Origin of the sequence: Mycobacterium sp. MAC_080597_8934 (genome assembly GCF_000523975.1) — a bacterium.
Lineage (GTDB): Bacteria > Actinomycetota > Actinomycetes > Mycobacteriales > Mycobacteriaceae > Mycobacterium > Mycobacterium avium.
Genome location: NZ_JAOS01000050.1, coordinates 202,333 through 223,244, shown reverse-complemented (window position 1 = coordinate 223,244; position 20,912 = coordinate 202,333). Strand labels below are relative to the sequence as shown.

At 66.8% G+C, this 20,912-nt stretch carries 19 protein-coding genes and 1 pseudogene; 12 read left to right on the top strand and 8 right to left on the bottom strand.

The window, feature by feature from the left end; genetic code table 11:
- Position 1: 1 nt before the first annotated feature.
- The 6 genes from NF20_RS22110 to NF20_RS22085 form a co-directional block, all read right to left on the bottom strand.
- Positions 2-805 carry a sugar phosphate isomerase/epimerase family protein gene (locus tag NF20_RS22110; protein ID WP_019732188.1) on the bottom strand — a complete coding sequence of 268 codons (804 nt, stop codon included), beginning with the start codon at positions 803-805 and terminating at the stop codon, positions 2-4.
- 1 nt (position 806) lies between these two features.
- A complete protein-coding gene (locus NF20_RS22105; protein ID WP_033711876.1) occupies positions 807-1,976 on the bottom strand; it encodes a sulfotransferase family protein in 1,170 nt (389 codons plus the stop codon).
- The gene (locus tag NF20_RS22100; protein ID WP_033711873.1) at positions 1,973-3,100 is read right to left on the bottom strand and encodes an LLM class flavin-dependent oxidoreductase; all 1,128 of its coding nucleotides are present in this window, start codon (positions 3,098-3,100) and stop codon (positions 1,973-1,975) included. The genes NF20_RS22105 and NF20_RS22100 overlap by 4 nt, the downstream gene beginning before the upstream one ends.
- A 131-nt stretch (positions 3,101-3,231) precedes the next feature.
- A complete protein-coding gene (locus NF20_RS22095; RefSeq protein WP_011723324.1) occupies positions 3,232-4,338 on the bottom strand; it encodes an inositol-3-phosphate synthase in 1,107 nt (368 codons plus the stop codon).
- Between the two features lie 59 nt (positions 4,339-4,397).
- The gene (locus NF20_RS22090; RefSeq protein ID WP_003874738.1) at positions 4,398-4,940 is read right to left on the bottom strand and encodes a PadR family transcriptional regulator; all 543 of its coding nucleotides are present in this window, start codon (positions 4,938-4,940) and stop codon (positions 4,398-4,400) included.
- 146 nt (positions 4,941-5,086) lie between these two features.
- Positions 5,087-5,971, bottom strand: a complete 885-nt coding sequence (locus tag NF20_RS22085; RefSeq protein ID WP_009974233.1) for a DUF1707 SHOCT-like domain-containing protein — start codon at positions 5,969-5,971, stop codon at positions 5,087-5,089.
- A gap of 121 nt (positions 5,972-6,092) precedes the next feature.
- Here NF20_RS22085 and NF20_RS22080 point away from each other — a divergent pair, with 121 nt between their 5' ends.
- The 9 genes and pseudogenes from NF20_RS22080 (at position 6,093) to dnaB (ending at position 16,418) form a co-directional block, all read left to right on the top strand.
- Positions 6,093-6,530 (top strand): DUF5318 family protein, encoded by a 438-nt coding sequence (locus NF20_RS22080; protein ID WP_029244975.1) that lies wholly within the window; start codon positions 6,093-6,095, stop codon positions 6,528-6,530.
- Positions 6,527-9,153: pseudogene (locus NF20_RS22075) on the top strand (transglycosylase domain-containing protein). Before NF20_RS22080 ends, NF20_RS22075 begins: the two are co-directional and overlap by 4 nt.
- Entirely contained in the window at positions 9,150-10,787 is a 1,638-nt protein-coding gene (locus NF20_RS22070) for a glycosyltransferase family 87 protein (RefSeq protein ID WP_009974238.1), read from the top strand. Before NF20_RS22075 ends, NF20_RS22070 begins: the two are co-directional and overlap by 4 nt.
- On the top strand, positions 10,784-11,425 hold the full coding sequence (locus tag NF20_RS22065; protein ID WP_009974240.1) for a DJ-1/PfpI family protein: 642 nt from the start codon (positions 10,784-10,786) through the stop codon (positions 11,423-11,425). Before NF20_RS22070 ends, NF20_RS22065 begins: the two co-directional genes overlap by 4 nt.
- A gap of 134 nt (positions 11,426-11,559) precedes the next feature.
- Positions 11,560-11,850, top strand: a complete 291-nt coding sequence (rpsF, locus tag NF20_RS22060) for a 30S ribosomal protein S6 (RefSeq protein WP_003874732.1) — start codon at positions 11,560-11,562, stop codon at positions 11,848-11,850.
- Positions 11,851-11,967: 117 nt separating this feature from the next.
- Positions 11,968-12,474 (top strand): single-stranded DNA-binding protein, encoded by a 507-nt coding sequence (locus NF20_RS22055; RefSeq protein ID WP_009974241.1) that lies wholly within the window; start codon positions 11,968-11,970, stop codon positions 12,472-12,474.
- 41 nt (positions 12,475-12,515) lie between these two features.
- Entirely contained in the window at positions 12,516-12,770 is a 255-nt protein-coding gene (gene rpsR, locus NF20_RS22050) for a 30S ribosomal protein S18 (RefSeq protein WP_003874730.1), read from the top strand.
- A 30-nt stretch (positions 12,771-12,800) separates the two neighbouring features.
- Positions 12,801-13,259 carry a 50S ribosomal protein L9 gene (gene rplI / locus NF20_RS22045; RefSeq protein ID WP_009974245.1) on the top strand — a complete coding sequence of 153 codons (459 nt, stop codon included), beginning with the start codon at positions 12,801-12,803 and terminating at the stop codon, positions 13,257-13,259.
- A gap of 531 nt (positions 13,260-13,790) precedes the next feature.
- Positions 13,791-16,418, top strand: coding sequence for a replicative DNA helicase (dnaB, locus tag NF20_RS22040; protein ID WP_033717496.1), 2,628 nt, complete (start codon positions 13,791-13,793; stop codon positions 16,416-16,418).
- 140 nt (positions 16,419-16,558) lie between these two features.
- On the opposite strand, the gene NF20_RS26855 is transcribed toward dnaB, so the two are convergent.
- Complete coding sequence (locus tag NF20_RS26855; RefSeq protein WP_081759556.1) at positions 16,559-17,446, bottom strand: lysophospholipid acyltransferase family protein; 888 nt, start codon at positions 17,444-17,446, stop codon at positions 16,559-16,561.
- 85 nt (positions 17,447-17,531) lie between these two features.
- A complete protein-coding gene (locus NF20_RS22030) occupies positions 17,532-18,341 on the bottom strand; it encodes a class I SAM-dependent methyltransferase (protein WP_033711870.1) in 810 nt (269 codons plus the stop codon).
- A gap of 82 nt (positions 18,342-18,423) precedes the next feature.
- Between NF20_RS22030 and NF20_RS22025 the strand changes: the two genes are divergently transcribed.
- The 3 genes from NF20_RS22025 (at position 18,424) to NF20_RS22020 (ending at position 20,904) form a co-directional block, all read left to right on the top strand.
- Positions 18,424-18,993 carry a TetR family transcriptional regulator gene (locus tag NF20_RS22025; protein ID WP_009974253.1) on the top strand — a complete coding sequence of 190 codons (570 nt, stop codon included), beginning with the start codon at positions 18,424-18,426 and terminating at the stop codon, positions 18,991-18,993.
- Positions 18,994-19,772: 779 nt separating this feature from the next.
- Entirely contained in the window at positions 19,773-20,006 is a 234-nt protein-coding gene (locus NF20_RS27445) for a hypothetical protein (protein ID WP_155947476.1), read from the top strand.
- Between the two features lie 475 nt (positions 20,007-20,481).
- Positions 20,482-20,904, top strand: coding sequence for an MmpS family transport accessory protein (locus NF20_RS22020; RefSeq protein WP_016705921.1), 423 nt, complete (start codon positions 20,482-20,484; stop codon positions 20,902-20,904).
- Positions 20,905-20,912 lie beyond the last annotated feature (8 nt).

Below are 20,912 nucleotides of genomic sequence, written 5' to 3'. Positions count from 1 at the left end.
TTCACCCACCCAGCCGGTCCAGCATCGCGCCGACGACATCGCAAGCGCGGCGGGCGGATTCGAGCCGGCCCTCCCGATCGATGCGGGGGCCGATGAGTTCCAGGTCGAAGCCGTGGGCGTAGCCCGCCGCGAGCGCCTGCGCGACGAACGCCTCGATCGGGATGGCGCCGTCGCCGGGCACGGCTCGGCCCGGCAGCGCGCGGTCGCCGAGCACGTAGTCGCTCAACTGGATGAGCGCGGTGCGCGGCAGCGCCCGCGGCAGCTGCGCCTCGAAATCCCCTTCGGCCCAACAGTGGAACAGGTCGATGCAGATTCCCAGGCCGCTCATCTCGGCCAGGGCGACGGTGTCGCGCAACGTGTGCGCGATGTGGATGTCGGCGTACAGGCTGGACGCGTTCTCGATCGCCAGTACCACGCCCGCCGCCTTCGCCCGCACGGCGCAGGGCGCGACCATGGCGGCGAACCGCTCGGCGGCCTGCGGCCAGGTGAGCCCGGCACGGCCCCCGGTGAGCAGGTAGACGGTGTGCGCGCCTACGCTCGCGGCGGCGTCGATGACCGCAATCAGCGCCTCCCGGGCGGCGCCGGGGTCGCTGGTCAGGCGGCCACCGGCGAACAGGTGGTACACCGCTTCGACGGTGTAGTCGTTGCGCCCCAACAGCATTGGCAACTGCGGATCGAGCAGCTGGTTGTCCAGGATGCTCAGCCGGGACACCCCCAGCGCCGCCCAATGTGCTTGCAGCTCGGCCAGCGGCGCGCCGTAGAACGTGACGTTGTGCACGGACAGCCGTTTGTGTGCGCCCGTCATCTCAGCCCCGGTTTTCGATCGGGACGCCGAACCGCTGCCGGAACGGCCGGAATTCGGCGTGCAGCGCGTCGAGGTCCTCGCCGATGTCGGTCAGCAATTGCGTGGAATAGCGGAATTTTCCGTACCGGTCGCCGGGGTTGTCGGCCAGGTAGGCCCGCATCGCCGACTCGGCCTCGGCCGTGAGCTCGCGCCCGCAGAACGCGTAATAACGCCGCACGGCCCCAACATGATCGGCGATGAAGTCGGTGTAGCGCAGGTGCAGGATGCGCGGATCGTCGACCAGGGGATTGGTCATCGTGTTGGCGATGCTGGCCCGGGTCATCTTGAGGTGCTTCTTCGCCTCTGCGTGCAGGTCGACCGGCCCGACCATGCCCTCGGCGATGTCGGCCATCATCATGGTGCGCGACGCGGCGACCTGGACGGGGTCGCGGTGCAGCCACACCATCCGCGCATCGGGGTAGGTGTCGAACAGCTCCTTGAGCCGAAACCCATGAAAGCCCTTCAGCACCCAATACTTTCGCGGCCTGTTGTATTGCAGCTGTTGCAGCATCGCCTTGTGCAGCCGGTACTGCGCGGCCGGGTCGGTGGGCAGGCCGGCGACCAGCGACTGCATCGGCACCCGCCACCACGCGGTGAGCGTCATCACCCGGAAGTCGAACGCCCAGGTGCGTTCGTCTTCGGGCAGGCCGTCGCCCAGCATGTCGTTGTAGGGGTGGCTGTGCAGCCACTTCGGCATCTTCGCGTTGATCTCACGCCAGTCGGCGTCCGCCCGCGCCCGGCGGTCGTCGTCGGGCCCCGCCAGCCCCGGCGGCGGCGACGGGTACATCACCTCCCAGAACCGCAACGCCCGCGCGTGCGGGTCGACCGACATCAGCGCGTGCATAAGCGTTGTGCCCGAACGAGGTTCACCAGTGACGAACATCGGCGCCTCGACCACCTCGGCCCCGATCGGGTAGCGGTTGCGGTCCTCGATGAGTTCCAGGCGGGAGGTCAGCAGCCAGCGACACACCTGCGCGGCTTCGAAGCGGCCGTCGGCGTCCAGCCCCAGGGCGTTCAGGTGTTCGACGGCGACGGTGAAGCGTTGCGGCAACGTCGGATCGCCGTAGTCGTGCAGCCCGGTCTCCGCCTCGGCGGCCGCGAGCATCTCGGCGGCGTCCAAAAGCGTTGTCACGACCCGTCTCCGCACAGCCGCATGAGTTCATCCTCGGTGGCCCGCACGTTGGCCGCCGAGCTCTGCGCGTGGCCCAGGCCGGCCATGGCGCCGTAGTCGAGGATCTTGGGTACCCGCAACCCGGCGTCCACGTAGCTCTTGACGATCTTGGCGACCTGCTTCGGTGTGCCGTGCGGGACGACCGCCAACACCATCTCGGGTCGCACCCGGTGCAGGAACTCCACGATGCGGTCCCTGCCCAGTGCCGCCGGGTCGATGTCCTGGAATCCGCGCCAGCCATCGCCCATCGGGTGGTCAAACCCGAACTCGCCCAGGGTCTTCGCCGACACCTGCAGCAGGAACGCCTTGACCAGGGGAGCGCGCAGGATCTCGGCGAGGGCGTCGTCGTCCTCCCCGATCAGGCACACCTGGATGAAGCACGGGGTGATCGCCATCGGATCGCGCCCGGCACGCTCGGCGGAAACCCTTACCGCGCCGAGCATCTCGGCATAGTTCTCGGGTGTCCACGCCCCGGCCGGCCACCATCCGTCGGCGTACCGGCCGGCGATGTCGAGCATCCGGGGGCCGCTGGCGCCGATCCAGATCGGCGGCAGCCGGTCGTGGTAGGGCTCGGTGTCCAGGCGGGCCTGGTGCAGCGAGTAGAACTCGCCGTCGAAGTCGACCGGGCCGTCGGTGTCCCAGAGCAGCCGGATCACCCGCAGGGCTTCCTCGAAGCGGCTGACGGGACGGGCGAAATCGAAGCCGTAGGGCACGGTGTTTTCGCTTTCGCCGCTGCCCAGGCCGAGAATGAAGCGACCCTTGGACAGGTGGTCGAGGGTCAATGCGGTCTGCGCGAGCAGGGCGGGATGGCGGCGCACGGTGTCGACCACGGCGCTGACCAGCGGCACCCGCTCGGTCAGCACTGCGGCCGCGGCCGCGACCGCGAGCCCGTCCAGGTGCCGGTGCGGCGAGGAGGAGGCCGTGGCCAGATCGGTGAACTCGGGCGCCCAGATCGAGTCGGGCCAGAAGCTGACCATGTGGTCGGGCAGCCAGACGGAGTGGCAGCGCCCGCTGTCGAACTCGTCGAGCCGGGACAGGTCGAGGGGCAGCGTGGTGCGCAGGAACGCCGCGGGCTGAACGGTCATCGAGAGATGATGCTAAGCACCTGCACAGCGTTCTGTCGATGAATCGGCTCCAGCGACCGCGGGCGTAACGCCGTGGCGAAATCCGGCCGGGAAAATCGCCGTGGCGTTACGCCCGCGGATCGACGAGGCTGCTAGCCGCCGATGATGAACTCTTCGAGCTGGGTGCGCGCGACGTCGTCGGGCAGCTGCTGCGGCGGGCTCTTCATCAGGTACGCCGACGCCGGGATCACCGGGCCGCCGATGCCGCGGTCCTTGGCGATCTTGGCCGCCCGCACCGCGTCGATGATGACGCCCGCGGAGTTCGGCGAGTCCCACACCTCGAGCTTGTACTCCAGGTTCAGCGGCACGTCGCCGAAGGCCCGGCCTTCCAGCCGGACGTAGGCCCACTTGCGGTCGTCGAGCCAGCTGACGTGGTCGGACGGGCCGATGTGCACGTCCTTGGTCTTGAACTCGCGCTGCAGGTTGCTGGTGACGGCCTGGGTCTTGGAGATCTTCTTGGACTCCAGCCGCTCCCGCTCGAGCATGTTGAGGAAGTCCATGTTGCCGCCGACGTTGAGCTGCATGGTGCGGTCCAGCTGCACGCCGCGGTCCTCGAACAGCTTGGCCATCACCCGGTGGGTGATGGTCGCGCCGATCTGGCTCTTGATGTCGTCGCCGACGATCGGCACGCCGGCGTCGGTGAACTTCTTGGCCCACACCGGGTCCGAGGCGATGAACACCGGCAGCGCGTTGACGAACGCCACACCGGCGTCGATGGCGCACTGGGCGTAGAACTTGTCGGCCTCCTCCGAACCCACCGGCAGGTAGGACACCAGCACGTCGACCTTGGCCTCCTTGAGCACCTGGACCACGTCGACCGGCTCGGCGTCGGACACCTCGATGGTGTCGGCGTAGTACTTGCCGATGCCGTCCAGCGTCGGGCCGCGCTGCACCGTGACGTTGGTGGGCGGCACGTCGGCGATCTTGATGGTGTTGTTCTCCGACGCGAAGATCGCCTCGGACAGGTCGAAGCCGACCTTCTTGGCGTCCACGTCGAACGCGGCGACGAACTTGACGTCGCGGACGTGGTACTGGCCGAACTTCACGTGCATCAGGCCGGGCACGGTGCTGTTCTCGTCGGCGTCGAAGTAGTACTGCACGCCCTGGACGAGCGAAGATGCGCAGTTACCGACGCCGACGATGGCGACTCGTACCTCCGACTGCGCGTCTTCCGCCTGCGGCGGTTGGTGATCACTCATACGGGCGTTCTCCTAACCTCTAACCTTCTGTCTGGGATGCTGGGTTTTCGTACCGGGATTTACGTTTGCTCGGAGAGGCCGGGCATCGCCCGCTCCGCAGCAATGAGCTCGTTGAGCCACTTGACTTCGCGCTCACTGGACTCGAGCCCCAATTGGTGAAGTTGGCGGGTGTAGCGGTCGAACGAGCTACTGGCCCGCGCCACTGCTTCGCGCAGACCTTCCCGCCTTTCCTCGACCTGGCGGCGGCGACCTTCCAGAATGCGCATCCGCGCCTCTGCCGGAGTCCGGTTGAAGAAGGCCAGGTGTACCCCGAAGCCGTCGTCGGTGTAGTTGTGGGGGCCGGTGTCGGCCACCAGCTCACCGAAGCGCCGACGGCCCTCGTCGGTCAGCTGGTAGACGCGGCGGGCCCGCCGGACAGGCGTCCCGGCCGGCGCGGCGTCCTCGGCGATCAACCCTTCGGCCTGCATGCGCCGCAGGGCGGGGTAGAGCGAACCGTACGAAAACGCCCGGAACGCACCGAGTAAACCGGTCAGCCGTTTGCGTAACTCGTAGCCGTGCATGGGCGACTCGATCAGGAGACCCAGGATGGCGAGCTCCAGCAATCGAATCACCCCCTCGAAAAGGATTTGCGTAGCTTGTTACGACGGTCCGACGCCTCGCGCAATCGTATCGTCTCGATATATTAGCCACAACACCACTCGCTGTTGGCTTGCAGTTCGTCACACCGGTCGGGCCGCGGGAGCCGCCGTTACGTGGGCAAATTCATCTGCTTGACGGTGCCGTCACCGGTGAAGGCGATGTAGCCGCCGCCGTAGTCGCTGGAGACGTACACCGACAGCGACAGCGCGCCGGGGGTCGTCGGGTCCGTCGCCGGTTCGACGATCAGGTAGCTGGTTTTGACGTCGGACGGTTTCATCCGCAGGGTTTCGGGGGCGCCGCGCATGATGCCCACCGCGGCGGTGACGTCGAATTTGCTCAAGTCCACCAGGACGGGACCGTCCGAGGAGCTCTTGGCCGAGCTGGTCGGATCGCCCCAGCCGCCGCGGTAGGTGTAGGCCAGCACCCGGCGGTCGTCGGACGGGTCCGGACGGTCCAGCGCCGCGTAGGTCGGGTAGATCACCAGCCGGTAGCCGAGGGTGCTGCCGAACCGTTTGCGCATCTGTTCGAGCAGCCCGGTCAGCCCGCCGACCGAGTGCAGCTGGGTCGGCGGCGTGAGCACCACGGCGTTGACGCCGTCGGGTTTGGCGCCGGGGTCGCTGGTGAAGTCCAGCGGCGAGCTGGTGTTGCCGTACAACCCCCAGCCGATGCCGATGCCGAGCAGCACCGACACCACGAAGGCGGCGGCCAGCGTCCCCCAGCCGCGCACCCGCCCCGACGGCGGTGACGGGTCGAGGGCGGGCGGCTGCGGCCCGGTTTGCAGATCGCACACCAGGGTCTGCAGGTCGCCCAGCGTCACCGCCCTGGTGGCCGCGCTGACGCGTTCCCGATGTTCCTCGGCGGACAGCTCGCCGTCGTTGAGCGCGTTGTCGAGGATGGTGCAGGTGCTTTGCCGGTCGCTGTCCTTGGCGCGGGTGCTCGCCCGGCCGGACGGCGGCGCGGTGCCGGCGGGTGGTGTCCCGAGCCATTTCGCCACGGGGACGATCGTAGAAGTCCGGCCGCGGTTCGGCGGGCGAACCACCGTCGGGCAGCGGGGCGCGACCGCCACGGTTTTGGTTGCGTATCCCCGGTCGGGATGGCGACGTACTCTGGTGGGCGTGCGACTGCAGCGACAGGTGGTGGATTACGCGCTCCGGCGGCGCTCCCTGCTGGCCGAGGTGTACTCCGGCCGCACCGGGGTGTCCGAGGTGTGCGACGCGAACCCGTATCTGCTGCGCGCCGCCAAGTTTCACGGGAAACCCAGCCAGATCATGTGCCCCATCTGCCGCAAGGAGCAGCTGACGCTGGTGTCGTGGGTGTTCGGCGAACACCTGGGCCCCGTGTCGGGCTCGGCGCGCACCGCCGAGGAGCTGGTGATGCTGGCAACCCGTTTCGAGGAGTTCGCGGTCCACGTGGTGGAGGTCTGCCGAACCTGCAGCTGGAATCACCTCGTCAAGTCATATGTGCTCGGTGCGGCGCGCCCGGCGCCTCCGCCCAGGGGCACCCGGACGACTACGCGGACGGCGCGCAACGGCGCCCGCACGGCCACTGAATGAGCTCGAATAACGAAGGACGCCACAGCCAGTCGTCCGGTGATCAACGTGGGCCCGCGGCCGAGCAGGGTGCCGGCGAACGCCGGGAGACGGCGCGTCCGGACGCCGACCCGCAGCGGCGCAACGGCCCGTCGACGTCCAGCCGTCGCCGGCAGGCCCCGCCCGACGATCGGCTGACCACGATCCTGCCGCCGGTCGACGACGACCGGGCGCCCCGGCGCTCCGACCCGATCGAGGAGGTCAAGGCCGCGCTGGCGGGTCCGCCGTCGACGCCGTTGCGCCGCGACGCGCTCGACGAGGTCAAGGCCGCCCTGGACAGCCGGGGCCCTGCGTCGGGTCGCCAGCAGCGCGCCGGCCTCGGCGGCCGCCGCCGTGGGCCCCGCCGCCGCTCCGCGCCGCGGCTGGTCCGGTGGGCCGGCGGCCCGGCGGCCGGGGGAGTGGACCGTGGCGCGACTGGAGCTGGACCCAGCAGATCAACTGGCTGTGGGTGCGCCGCGCCGCCTACCTGTGCGCGGCGGTGCTGGTGTTGTTGCCGATCGTCACGTTCGCGATGGCCTACTTCATCGTCGACATCCCCAAGCCGGGTGACCTTCGCACCAACCAGGTTTCGACGATCCTGGCCAGCGACGGTTCGGAGATCGCGAAAATCATTCCGCCGGAAGGCAATCGGGTCGACGTCAATCTCAACCAGGTGCCCGTGCACGTCCGCCAGGCGGTGATCGCGGCCGAAGACCGCAACTTCTACTCCAACCCGGGCTTCGACTTCAGCGGTTTCGCGCGCGCGGTGAACAACAACCTGTTCGGCAACGGGGATCTGCAGGGCGGGTCGACGATCACCCAGCAGTATGTGAAGAACGCACTGGTCGGTTCGGCGCAGCACGGGGTCAGCGGCCTGATGCGCAAGGCCAAGGAATTGGTCATCGCCACCAAGATGTCCGGCGAGTGGTCCAAAGACGAAGTGCTGCAGTCTTATCTGAACATCATCTATTTCGGCCGGGGCGCCTACGGCATCTCGGCCGCCGCCAAGGCGTATTTCGACAAACCCGTCGAGCAGCTCACCGTGTCCGAGGGTGCGCTGCTGGCGGCGCTGATCCGCCGGCCCTCCACCCTGGACCCGGCCGTCGATCCCAAGGGCGCGCTGGCGCGCTGGAACTGGGTGCTCGACGGCATGGTGGAGACCAAGGCGCTGCCCGCCAAGGACCGTGCCGCGCAGGTCTTCCCGCAGACCGTGCCGCCCGACCAGGCGCGCGCGCAGAACCAGACGACCGGGCCCAACGGCCTGATCGAGCGTCAGGTGACCAAGGAGCTGATGGAGCTCTTCAACATCGACGAGCGGACGCTGAACACGCAGGGCCTGCAGGTCACCACCACCATCGACCCCAAGGCCCAGCAGGCCGCCGAGAAGGCGGTGTCGAAATACCTTGACGGGCAAGACCCCGACATGCGCGCGGCGGTGGTGTCGGTGGATCCGCACGACGGCGCCATCCGCGCCTACTACGGCGGTAGCGACGCCAACGGTTTCGACTTCGCCCAGGCGGGATTGCAGACCGGCTCGTCGTTCAAGGTGTTCTGCCTGATCGCCGCGCTCGAGCAGGGCATCGGCCTGGGCTACCAGGTGGACAGCTCGCCGCTGACGGTCGACGGCATCAAGATCACCAACGTCGAGGGCGAGAGCTGCGGGACGTGCAACATCGCGCAGGCGCTCAAGATGTCGTTGAACACCTCCTATTACCGGCTGATGCTCAAACTCAAGGGCGGGCCGCAGGCCGTCGCCGATGCCGCGCATCAGGCAGGGGTGGCCACGAGTTTCCCCGGCGTGGACCACACGCTGTCCGAGGACGGCAAGGGCGGGCCGCCGAACAACGGAATTGTGTTGGGCCAGTACCAAACCCGGGTGATCGACATGGCTTCGGCGTATGCCACGCTGGCCGCCTCGGGCGTCTACCACCGGCCGCATTTCGTGCAGAAGGTGGTCAACTCGGACGGCCAGGTGCTCTTCGACGCCGGCAAGTCCGACAACAACGGCGAGCAGCGGATCCCGAAGGCCGTCGCGGACAACGTCACCGCGGCCATGGAACCGATCGCCGGCTACTCGCGGGGTCACGCGTTGGCCGGCGGCCGGCCGTCGGCGGCCAAGACCGGCACCACGCAGCTCGGTGACACCACCTCCAACAAGGACGCCTGGATGGTCGGCTACACGCCGTCGCTGTCGACGGCGGTGTGGCTGGGCACGGCCAAGGGCGACCAGCCGCTGGTAACCGCTTCCGGCGGACCGGTTTACGGGTCCGGGCTGCCCTCGGATATCTGGAAGGCCACCATGGACGGGGCGCTGAAGGGCACCCCCAACGAATCGTTCCCGAAGCCGGCCGAGGTCGGCGGCTACGCCGGTGTGCCCGCGCCGCCGCCCCCGCCGAAGGCGCCGCCCTCGGAGACCGTCATCCAGCCCACCATCGAAGTGGCGCCCGGCATCACGATCCCGGTCGGCCCGCCGACGACGGTCACGCTGGCGCCTGCCCCGCCCGCGGGTGGCCCGCCGGGGGGACCCGAGCCGGGTGGCGGTGTTCCGCCGGGCCCGGGCGGCGGTGTTCCGCCGGGTGGTCCCCAAGCACCGCCTCCGCCGCCGTGACCGGCGCTGCCGAGCCCAGCACCACCATTTCACCGGGGCCGTTGGCCGCGGATCGGCGTAGCGCCGACAATCGAGACTGCCCGAGCCGCAACGACTTTCTGGGTGCCGCGTTCGCCGAGGTGATCGGCGGGCCGGTGGGCCGGCACGCGCTGATCGGGCGGGCGCGGATCATGACCCCGCTGCGGGTGATGTTCTTGATCGCGCTGGTGTTCCTGGCGCTCGGCTGGTCGACGAAAGCGGCCTGTCTGCAAAGCACCGGCACCGGCACCGGCGATCAGCGGGTGGCCAACTGGGACAACCAGCGCGCCTACTACGAGTTGTGCTATTCCGACACGGTGCCGCTCTACGGCGCGGAGTTGTTGAGCCAGGGCAAGTTTCCGTACAAGTCGAGCTGGATCGAGACCGATTCCACCGGCGCCCAGCAGATCCGCTACGACGGTCAGCCCGCGGTGCGCTACATGGAATATCCGGTGCTGACCGGGATGTATCAGTACGTGTCGATGGCGTTGGCCAAGACCTACACCGCGCTGAGCAAGCTGGCCCCGCTTCCGGTGGTCGCCGAGGTGGTGATGTTCTTCAACATCGCCGCGTTCGGGCTGGCGCTGGCCTGGCTGGCCACCGTGTGGGCGAGCGCGGGCCTGGCCGGCCGGCGGATCTGGGACGCGGCCCTGGTGGCAGGATCCCCGCTGCTGATCTTTCAGATCTTCACCAACTTCGACGCGCTGGCAACGGCATTCGCCATGGCCGGGTTGCTCGCGTGGGCGCGGCGGCGGCCGGTGCTCGCCGGTGTCCTGATCGGGCTGGGCGCGGCGGCCAAGCTGTACCCGCTGCTGTTCCTGGGTCCCATGCTGGTGCTGGGGATCCGGACCGGACGCCTGGGCGCCTGGGCGCGCACTGCGGTGGTGGCCGTGGCGACCTGGCTGCTGGTGAATCTGCCTGTGCTGGTGTTCTTTCCGCGCGGCTGGTCGGAGTTCTTCCGGCTCAACACCCGGCGCGCCGAGGACATGGACTCGCTGTACAACGTCGTCAAGTCGTTCACCGGCTGGCGGGGATTCGATCCGAAGCTCGGTTTCTGGCAGCCGCCCACCGTGCTGAACACGGTCGTCGCGGTGCTGTTCGTGACCTGTTGTGCGGCAATCGCATTCATCGCGCTGACTGCCCCGCGACGGCCGCGGGCGGCGCAGCTGGTGTTCTTGGTGGTCGCCGCGTTCCTGCTGACGAACAAGGTGTGGAGCCCGCAGTTCTCGCTGTGGCTGGTGCCGCTGGCCGTGCTGGCGCTGCCGCACCGGCGGGTGCTGCTGGCGTGGATGACCGTCGACGCCCTGGTGTGGGTGCCGCGGATGTACTACCTGTACGGCAACCCGAACCGTTCGCTGCCCGAGCAAGTATTCACCACCACGGTCCTGCTGCGCGACATCGCGGTTATCACCTTGTGCGCGTTGGTGATTCGCCAAATCTACCGGCCGGACGAGGATCTGGTGCGGTGGGGCGGACGGGTGGACGACCCGGCGGGCGGACCGTTCAACCGCGCACCCGACGCGCCACCGGGCTGGCTGCCGGACTGGCTGCGGCCGGCCGGATCGCGCCGCGGGCAGGCCGCGGAGCCCGAACCCGCGCTGGCCGGGGCGACATGACGCTGATCGCCATCCCGCTGTTCCCGCGGGTCACCGCACTGGATGCGGTGGGACCTTACGAAGTGCTGCAACGGATTCCGTCTGTCCAGGTCGTGTTCATCGGGCAGCGCCGGGGCGAGGTGCGCACCGAGAACGGGATGCTGGGCCTGGCCTGCGACGCCACCTTCGACGAGGTGAGCGCACCGGACGTGGTGGTGTTCCCCGGCGGCATCGGCACCCGGCAGCTCATTCACGACGAGGCAGTCCGGGCCTGGCTGCAAGCGGTGCACCCGCACACCAGGTTCACCACCTCGGTGTGCACCGGCGCGCTGCTGCTGGCCGCGGCCGGTCTGCTCGACGGACTCACCGCCACCACGCACTGGCGGGCCGCCGACCTGCTCAAGGGATTGGGCGCCCGCTACGTGGAGCAACGAGTCGTCGAACACCTGCCGCAGCGCATCATCACCGCGGCCGGGGTGTCCAGCGGCATCGACATGGCCCTGCGGCTGGTGGAGCTGCTCGTCGACCGCCAGGCCGCGCAGGCCGCCCAGCTGCTCATCGAATACGACCCGCAGCCGCCCTTCGACTCGGGTGCGCTCGGCAAGGCCGATGCGGCGACGGTGGCCCGGGCCGAGGAATACCTGACCGGCCGGCGCTGAGGCGATTGCCCGACCGCGCGGATTTTTCTGGTCAGCCCGCTATCCGGTAGCCTGGGGCGGTTGCCGACGCAGGCGACCCTCCTGCCACGGATCGACCGTGGCCGCTTGAGACCAGAGGAGGTGGTGAGGTTTCCATGCGTCCATACGAAATCATGGTCATTCTTGACCCCACGCTCGACGAGCGCACCGTTGCCCCGTCCTTGGAGACGTTCCTCAACGTCGTCCGCAAGGACGGTGGATCCGTCGAAAAGGTCGACATCTGGGGCCGGCGCCGGCTGGCCTACGAGATCGCCAAGCACGCCGAAGGCATCTACGTCGTCATCGACCTGAAGGCCGAGCCCGCGACAGTGTCCGAGCTCGACCGCCAGCTCAGCCTCAACGAGTCGGTGCTGCGCACCAAGGTGATGCGCACCGACAAGCACTAACAGTCGTGGCCGCGCCGCGGGCCCACCGGGGGAGGCACCTGCGTAGGCTCAGCGAGGACACGCTCATGACATCCACCACCGGAGCGGCGCGGAGCAGGGCGGAACGAGGAGGAAACTGTGGCTGGTGACACCACTATCACCGTTGTCGGAAACCTGACCGCTGACCCCGAGCTGCGGTTCACGCCGTCGGGTGCTGCCGTCGCGAATTTCACCGTGGCGTCGACGCCGCGCATCTACGACCGCCAGAGCGGGGAGTGGAAGGACGGCGAGGCGCTGTTCCTGCGGTGCAACATCTGGCGGGAGGCCGCCGAGAACGTCGCGGAGAGCCTCACCCGGGGATCCCGCGTCATTGTCACCGGCCGGCTCAAGCAGCGTTCGTTCGAGACCCGGGAGGGCGAGAAGCGCACCGTGGTCGAGGTCGAGGTCGACGAGATCGGCCCGTCGTTGCGGTATGCCACCGCCAAGGTCAACAAGGCCTCCCGCAGCGGCGGCGGCGGTGGCGGCTTCGGCGGGGGATCCCGCCAGCAGTCCGCGCCGGCCAGCAGCGCACCCGCCGACGACCCGTGGGGCAGTGCGTCGGCGTCGGGCTCGTTCGGTGGCGGCGATGACGAACCGCCGTTCTAAGAAGAAACTTTCAGCAGTAGGAAACGGAAAGAAAGACAGACATGGCCAAGTCCAACAAGCGGCGCCCGGCTCCGGAAAAGCCGGTGAAGGCACGGAAGTGTGTCTTCTGCGCGAAGAAGGATCAAGCGATCGATTACAAGGACACCGCGCTGCTGCGCACTTACATCAGTGAGCGCGGCAAGATCCGTGCGCGTCGCGTCACCGGCAATTGCGTGCAGCACCAACGCGACATCGCCATCGCGGTGAAGAACGCCCGCGAGGTGGCGCTGCTGCCCTTCACCTCCTCGGCGCGTTAAGCACCGAAGGCCAACCGAAAGTACGAAACGATGAAGCTGATTCTGACGGCTGACGTCGACCATCTTGGCGCCGTCGGCGACACTGTCGAGGTCAAGGACGGCTACGGCCGCAACTTCCTGCTGCCGCGGGGCTTGGCGATCGTGGCCTCGCGCGGCGCGCAGAAGCAGGCCGACGACATTCGCCGGGCCCGCGAGACGAAGGCGGTGCGCGACCTCGACCACGCCAACGAGCTCAAGACCGCGATCGAGGCGCTGGGGCCGGTGACGCTGCCGGTGAAGACGGCCGGGGATTCCGGGAAGCTGTTCGGCTCGGTGACCGCCGGCGACGTCGTCGCGGCGATCAAGAAGGCCGGCGGCCCCAACCTGGACAAACGGATCGTGCGGCTGCCCAAGGCGCACATCAAGGCTCTTGGTACCCACCCGGTGGCCGTGCACCTGCACCCCGAGGTCGACGTCGAGGTCGCGCTCGAGGTCGTCCCGCAGAGCTAAGCGGCAGGCATTTGCTCATTCCCGGCGGTGGCCATGATGGGCCGCCGCCGGGTTTCGTTGCGCTGCGGGCTTGCGCTCGAGGGCCGTCCGGGGCGGTCGCGGACACGGCTTCTGGCGAACTATTTGGGGGGCCCTCCGGACGGGCCCGTGTTACCGGGCCGTAACGCAGCGAAAATATGGCGGAAAGCCAACACGCCCGGGACGGTAACCTGGCCCGACACGCCGTAGAGATTCTTGTCCACACGGATTTCGTGGCGTTGTATGGCCGGTATCTGCGCCGATGTCCTTGCCCTTTGCATTAATCCACAGGTTTTCCACACCCCGCTCAACACAGGTGTCGACGGATATGCACACACCATGCACAGCTTCATGAACAGCACCCCCTTCACCCACTAGCCAGCAACGTCTAACGTCGTCCCGGCGCCGGGCGAGCGGGTGCGATACGGCCAAGATGTCAGCACCTTGACCTACGCTCAATGTCAACTGTCGAATGTATGTTCGGATTGCGTGGATCAGGGGAGGAGGGAATCCGTGGCGGTCGTCGATGACTTGACGTCGGGCATGGATTCGTCGTCGCCCAGTGAGGATTTCGGGCGACAGCCACCGCAGGACCTGGCGGCCGAGCAGGCCGTGCTGGGCGGCATGCTGCTGAGCAAGGACGCCATCGCCGACGTGCTGGAACGGCTGCGGCCCGGCGACTTCTACCGTCCCGCGCACCAGAACGTCTACGACGCGATCCTGGACCTGTACGGGCGGGGTGAGCCGGCCGACGCCGTGACCGTCGCCGCGGAGCTGGACCGCCGTAATCTGCTGCGCCGCATCGGCGGTGCGCCGTATCTGCACACGCTGATCTCGACGGTGCCGACCGCGGCGAACGCGGGCTACTACGCGACGATCGTGGCCGAGAAGGCGCTGTTGCGCCGCCTGGTGGAGGCCGGCACCCGGGTGGTGCAGTACGGCTACGCGGGCGCCGAGGGCGCCGATGTGGCCGAGGTGGTCGATCGCGCACAGGCCGAGATCTACGAGGTGGCCGAGCGCCGGACGACGGAGGATTTCGTTCCGCTCGAGGATCTGCTGCAGCCGACGATGGACGAGATCGACGCCATCGCCTCCAACGGTGGTGTGGCGCGCGGCGTGCCGACCGGTTTCACCGAACTCGACGAGGTGACCAACGGCCTGCACGCCGGTCAGATGATCATCGTGGCGGCCAGGCCTGGCGTGGGCAAGGCGCTCGCGTTGGACACGCCGCTACCCACGCCGACCGGCTGGACGACGATGGGCGATGTCGCGGTCGGCGACGAGTTGCTCGGCGACGACGGGCGGCCGACGCGGGTGGTAGCGGCCACCGACGTGATGCTGGGACGGCCATGCTACGAGGTCGAGTTCTCTGATGGGACCGTGATCGTCGCCGACGCTGCCCATCAGTGGCTGACCGAAACACGCGCATCCCGAAAGTCGGCGCAGGTAGCGGCCGTTGGCTACAACCGGTACAAGAATCAGCGCACCTTTGCGGCGGTACGAACGACGGCCGAGATCGCCGAAACCCTGCGCTGCCCCACCCAAGACCGGCGGCTGAACCACAGTGTGGTCAATGCGCGCGCGCTCGACCTCCCGGACCGCGAATTCCTGGTGCCCACTTACACACTCGGTGCCTGGCTCGGAGATGGCACCAGCGCCGCCGCGCAGATCACCGCTGCCGATCCCGAAATCATCATGCGGATCGAAGCGGACGGCGTCGTCGCGGTCCCGTCGGGGTCCGCCCCGTCCCGTTACCAATTGCGTTTACCTCCCGGTGCTGAGCAAGCACTGCCACGGTGCGTGGTGTGTGGCAAGTCGTTTATCCCCCAAACCAGCCAGGTGCGGACCTGTGGGCATTCGTGCGGCGGTCGCGCGCGCTTCATGTCCGACCCGGTGCCGAGCCCGACCTGCGTTCGCTGTGGCGGACCGTCGGCAGGAATGCGGTTGTGCCAGAAGTGCCACTCCACCGTGGGGACGTTGCAGGCGCGGCTGCGCACCATCGGCGTGCTCGGCAACAAGCACATCCCGACGGAATATCTGCGGGGGTCCGAGGCGCAGCGGCGTGCCTTGCTCGCCGGCTTACTCGACACCGACGGAACCGTGACGGCCGGCGGCGCCGTCCAATTTTCGGTTACCAACCAACGGTTGGTGCGTGATGTCAACGAACTTATTGTGAGCCTCGGCTATCGCTGCCAAACCTCGACCAAACGTGTCCAGGGCCGCTCCGAAACGTCGAGCATCGCCTACACCCTGACCTTTTCCACCGAAGACAGAGTGTTCGCGTTGGAGCGAAAGGCCATAGCGCACAAGGAGCGCCGGGCCATAACGGGCACCTCACGCTGTGGGTCGCGCTTTATCGTGGACGTCCGCCCGATCGAGTCGGTGGCCGTGCGCTGCGTCGAGGTGGACAACGACAGCCATATGTATCTGGCGAGCAGGGCGATGGTGCCCACGCATAACTCCACCCTCGGTCTCGACTTTTTGCGGTCGTGTTCGATCAAGCACCGGATGGCCAGCGTTATTTTCTCGCTGGAGATGAGCAAGTCCGAGATCGTGATGCGGCTGTTGTCGGCGGAGGCGAAAATCAAACTCTCGGACATGCGTTCCGGTCGCATGAGCGACGAGGACTGGACGCGGTTGGCGCGGCGGATGAGCGAAATCAGCGAGGCGCCACTGTATATCGACGATTCGCCGAACTTGACGATGATGGAGATCCGCGCCAAGGCGCGCCGGCTTCGGCAGAAGGCCGACCTGCGGCTGGTGGTGGTCGACTACCTGCAGCTGATGTCGTCGGGAAAGAAAGTGGAGTCACGCCAGCTCGAGGTCTCCGAATTCTCCCGTCAGCTCAAGCTTTTGGCCAAGGAACTCGAGGTGCCCGTCGTGGCGATCAGCCAGCTGAACCGCGGTCCCGAGCAGCGCACCGACAAGAAGCCGATGCTGTCCGACCTTCGCGAGTCGGGATCGCTGGAGCAGGATGCGGACATGGTGATCCTGTTGAATCGGCCCGACGCGTTCGAGCGGGATGATCCGCGCGGGGGAGAGGCGGATTTCATTCTGGCCAAACACCGTAACGGCCCGACCAAGACAGTGACCGTCGCGCATCAGCTGCATCTATCACGCTTCGCCAACATGGCGCGCTGAGTGTAGATTCTCATTTCCGATGTCCAAATCTCATATGAAATGTCCACCCGATGTCCAATTGGACATCCTGAATGAGACGACCCCAGAGCTGCTGCTGCCGCAGCAGCCGCGCCAATTGTGTGACAACACGTCTGGCGGCCTTATCTATCTTGTGCGGGATGTGGCATCACGGCCTTCCGCCACGCCCAGGGCGCCAGATTCCGAAAGGGGTCGGTTGCGCGAATCGCAAGCAGAGCGGCAAGATTGGATTCTAGATCCGTCTTCGCGGTCTCTCTGACTTTTGTCAGCCACTCGTCGTGAGGGGTGCCCTTCGGCCTTGTCGTGTCGATGGGACGCGAGAAGCGCGCATAGAGGCGTTGAGGGCGGGGCAGCAGCGTCGGGCCTATACCGCGTGACAGGGGCAGCAGCAGATCAGCGTCACTGCCCAGCCATCTGCTGACTTTCTTGTTGAGCTGCGCCCACGTGCCATCGCTGGTGGTGAGAATCTTGTACATGTCGTCGCCACCGACAACGGCAGCCGTGACGATCGGGTAGTTGTGCTCGATGGCGAGGCGTGCGAACCCTGCCCGGTCACCCCACTGCAGTGTGTTGAGTTGGTCTTTTCCCTTACCGATTTCTCGTGCACCACCGGGAAATACCAGGATGGGCTCGTTAGCGCGCATGAGTTCGGCGGTGCCTTCGCGGGTGCCGACGATGCCTCCACCGGCGGCCAGCACATCGGCCGCCAAGCCTGCGAACCGGCCGAACCGACGATCCATCAACGCACGTACTCGCCGGCCCAGGTGCCGCTGAACCTCATAAAGCAGCAGCAGGATTTCACTCGATGGCGTATAGCTGTGATTGGCCACCAACAGGAATCTGCCGTCTGAAGGCAGGTTCTCCAACCCGTCAACATAGGGCTTGTAGACGGGGCGTACCCGATCCCATTGGCGTGCCAATCCGAAGATGGCACGTTCGATCGCGGCTTGTCGGCGCGCGCGCTGGTCATCAGCCGTTGCCGAGAGTAGTTGTCTTGCTGGTGAATTCATCTCTTCATCCCTAAATACGGGGGTTCATCGTTGCGTCCTTTGTGAAAGCCGTTGGGGGAGAGGGTGATCGAGGCGTCTGTCCACATCAGCTGGCCCGCGGTCGAGTGAACACTATGCCGACGTGTCCCGGTCGCAGCCGACAAGCGGACAAGGGCAGGAATTCGACGCCCATGCGCGGATCGGCGGCTTTGCCGAGGGCGATGAACGCCGAGCGGCTGTAGGCGCGCAGCGCGCTGATGTACGCATCGTGCATGACGCGTTTCAATGACGGCCGCACCAGCGCGAGTGCGGCCGCGAACGGCGCCAAGATCAGCGGTGTGAGCAAGAGCTGCACCGACCGCGGCCGGGGCAGGTCGATCACTAGGAAGCGCTTGCCGACGCGGGTGGCTTCGGCGATCGCGCGCACCGCAGTCGTTGGCGGCAAATGGTGGAATGCCTGAGCGAATACCACCAAGTCGTAGCTGTCGTCGGGCGCGTCGATGGCGGTGGCGTCGATGACCTGGGTTCGCGCCCGGGGATCAGCACCCAGGGGACCGGCAGCAATGTTGGCCACCGAGGTCGGGTCCAGGTCGCTGACGGTGACCGTCGCGGTGGGATGGGACGTGAGGATCTCGGCGGAGAGCTTGCCGTGCCCGGCGCCCAGCTCCAGAATGCGCGGGTTGGCGATGTCGGCAACGATGTCCAGGGCCGTGCGGGCATTCCTTTCGTGATACCCCGCACGGGTGCCCATCCGATCCAGCGCTGCGACCACGGTCTGCTTGACCTCGTCGGGGATGTCGTAACGGTCGGTGTACTCCAACTTCTCGGTCTGCAACCGCCGATCGAGCCAGGACGCATCCGGACCACCCCTGGGCATCGACGCGATCGCCGCATCCACTGTTAGTGCCTCGCTCATCGCACCCTCTCCATATTTAGCCGAGGTAATCTGATAGCCACGACGGTAGCAGACGAACTAGTTCGTTTGGTATGTTGTTTATGTGAGAACCGCCACCGAGCTGCGCGGCGAGATCTTGCAGGCTGCCGGGGCAGAGTTCGCCCAGTACGGATTGGCCGGCGCGCGCATCGACCGCATCGCGCGCGTCGCCCAGGCCAGCAAGGAACGCCTCTACGCCCACTTCCGCGACAAGGAAACTCTGTTCCGCGAGGTGGTGGCCGCCGGCAACCGCGAGTTCTTCAGCGCGGTCACGTTGCGCCCCGACGCTGTTCCCGACTTCGTCGGCGGCATCTACGATCTGGCGCGCGAGCACCCGGAACACCACCGCATGATCAGCTGGGCCCAGCTGGAGGGCATCGCACTCGACGAACCCCACGCCGAGGGCCAACCTGCCTTCGCTCAGCATGTCGCGGCCATCGAAGCCGCCCAGGCCGACGGCCACGTCGACGGCGCCTGGCAGCCTGACGACCTGCTGATTGTGCTCTTCGGCATCGCACTGGCATGGGCCAACTCACCGCACCCCGACGCCGCGACCAATGACCCCGACGCTAACGCGCGCCGCCGCGCCGCCGCCGTCGAAGCTGCCCGCCGTATCATCGCCCCATCGAAGTAGCCGGCTGTGGCGTCTGGAACCCATTGCCACCCAGCGCTTCTCGGCTTCAGCCCGCAGGTAGAGAACACGACTCAATCGGTGCCGCGACGTTGACGCGCGACGGCCAGCAGTCTAGTACACGATCGCGCACCTTGTCGGACGACCAAGCGCGATTTGAATTGGGCTGGCGCGCAACATTTTAGAGAATCTTCCGTACTTAGTCGCATATAAGTCCTGAAACCGGCGCCACTGTGACGCTCGAGTATGAGCCGCCGAGAACAGGCGTCACGCTTAGCCGGCATCGACGGGCAGTGGGTCGCCGGTAATGCGGCGGATAGTCCTTGTTGCGCGACGTCTTTGCTGCCCTCGCAGAGCCACTCAGATCGACGTCAACGTGTTTCGCCGCGGATTGCGCGGCGCATACCGCACCTCGACGGGCTTGTCGTCATAGAACATCCAGTTGGTCGCCCGAGTCGAGCTCAACGTACCGGTAAACGGTCGGCCCTGCTCATTTCCCGTGTCGTCCGTACCTGTCAACTGGGGCGAGCGGCTTCTGTCGCGATTGCTCTACAGGCAGGGCTCGCCTGACCCTGCCGCTGGTCGTGATCGGAATCGAACCACCTTATCGAGGTCACCGGTGACGAAATCCGGGCCGACTGGCCGCGTGTCCCTCCGGGCCCGGTTGGTGCGCCTAGATTTCGGGTGAAATGGCGGCGCCATTCACCTCATCGAATTTCGATTCATCGCCCCGCTTTGGCGGGCTCGTGATGCGCCTTCTTTTTCGCATGGGAGGAGCAGCAATGCCCGAGATCGCAATGGAATCGGTCACTGCACTCATGCGAACAAAAAATCGACGCGACCGGGAGCCAATCCGGATCGGACAGGTCACGCCCTCGGTCATTCGGATCGAACACGTGGCCGCAATGTGCGCAGGTCCTGACCTTGGTAGCCATATCGGTCAGGGTACGCGCGACACCGCCAAATCGGCGCTGTTTTTCGGCGCGACGGCGGCAATCGCCGTCGCGGGAAATTAACGGTATCGAATTTAAAAGGCGCCGCTACGCCAGCGAATTGCTTTGCAAAACTAACTCACTTATGGGCGGTGCGTCGGTATCGCTGCAGCCCGGTACTCGGAGCGCGGTTGGTGCTCAGTGAACCCCGACTTGCGGTTGATCTCAACAGCGAAAACCCGTGTAGCACAACGCATCCATGTCTGCAACTCCAACGGACGCCTGCCCACTGAATTAGCGCTGCACCGGCGTCACTGCCTACGATGTCGAGCCGTCGCTGTGTGCCGGCAGCACGCGACCAGTCCGTCCTGGCGCCACCTCCGGCTCTAGCAAACTGGTCGCTGCAGTGCGACAAGGGGTGCGGGCGGGCGATCGGCGGCAACTTGGTAGGACACCGCAGGAATTAACGCGGCAGTAATCGCGTTGCGCTTGCGGTGGCGCACACGATTACATGCCTTGATGTCGGCCTGTCGAGCTTTGGTAATCGGGAGGGGCGGTCGTGACGTTTCTCAAGCGGGGATGGGTTCTGTTGGTGGTGGTCGTGGCGTTGATCGTCGGCGGGGTTGCGGTGGTCCGACTCAACGGCGTGTTCCCCGGGCCCGGTCTGCCCAAGCCCGATCCGCGGGATGCGACCCCGCCGTATGCCTCCAAGACGGCCATCTACGAAATCCTGGGACCGCCCGGGACGACAGGCGTCGTCAACTGGATGGACGCGGAGTCACTGCCGCAGCGGGCCAGTTTCACCACGTTGCCGTGGTCGAAGACGATCGTGGCGGAGATGCCCGGCATCTTCGCCTATGTCGTGGCCCAGGGCGATGGCCCGTTCATCGGCTGCCGGATCACCGTTGACGGCAGGCTGGTCGATCAGCAGGAGTCCCACAACCGGGACGCGCAGGTTTCCTGCTTGGACAAGTCCGCGTGAGCGACGAC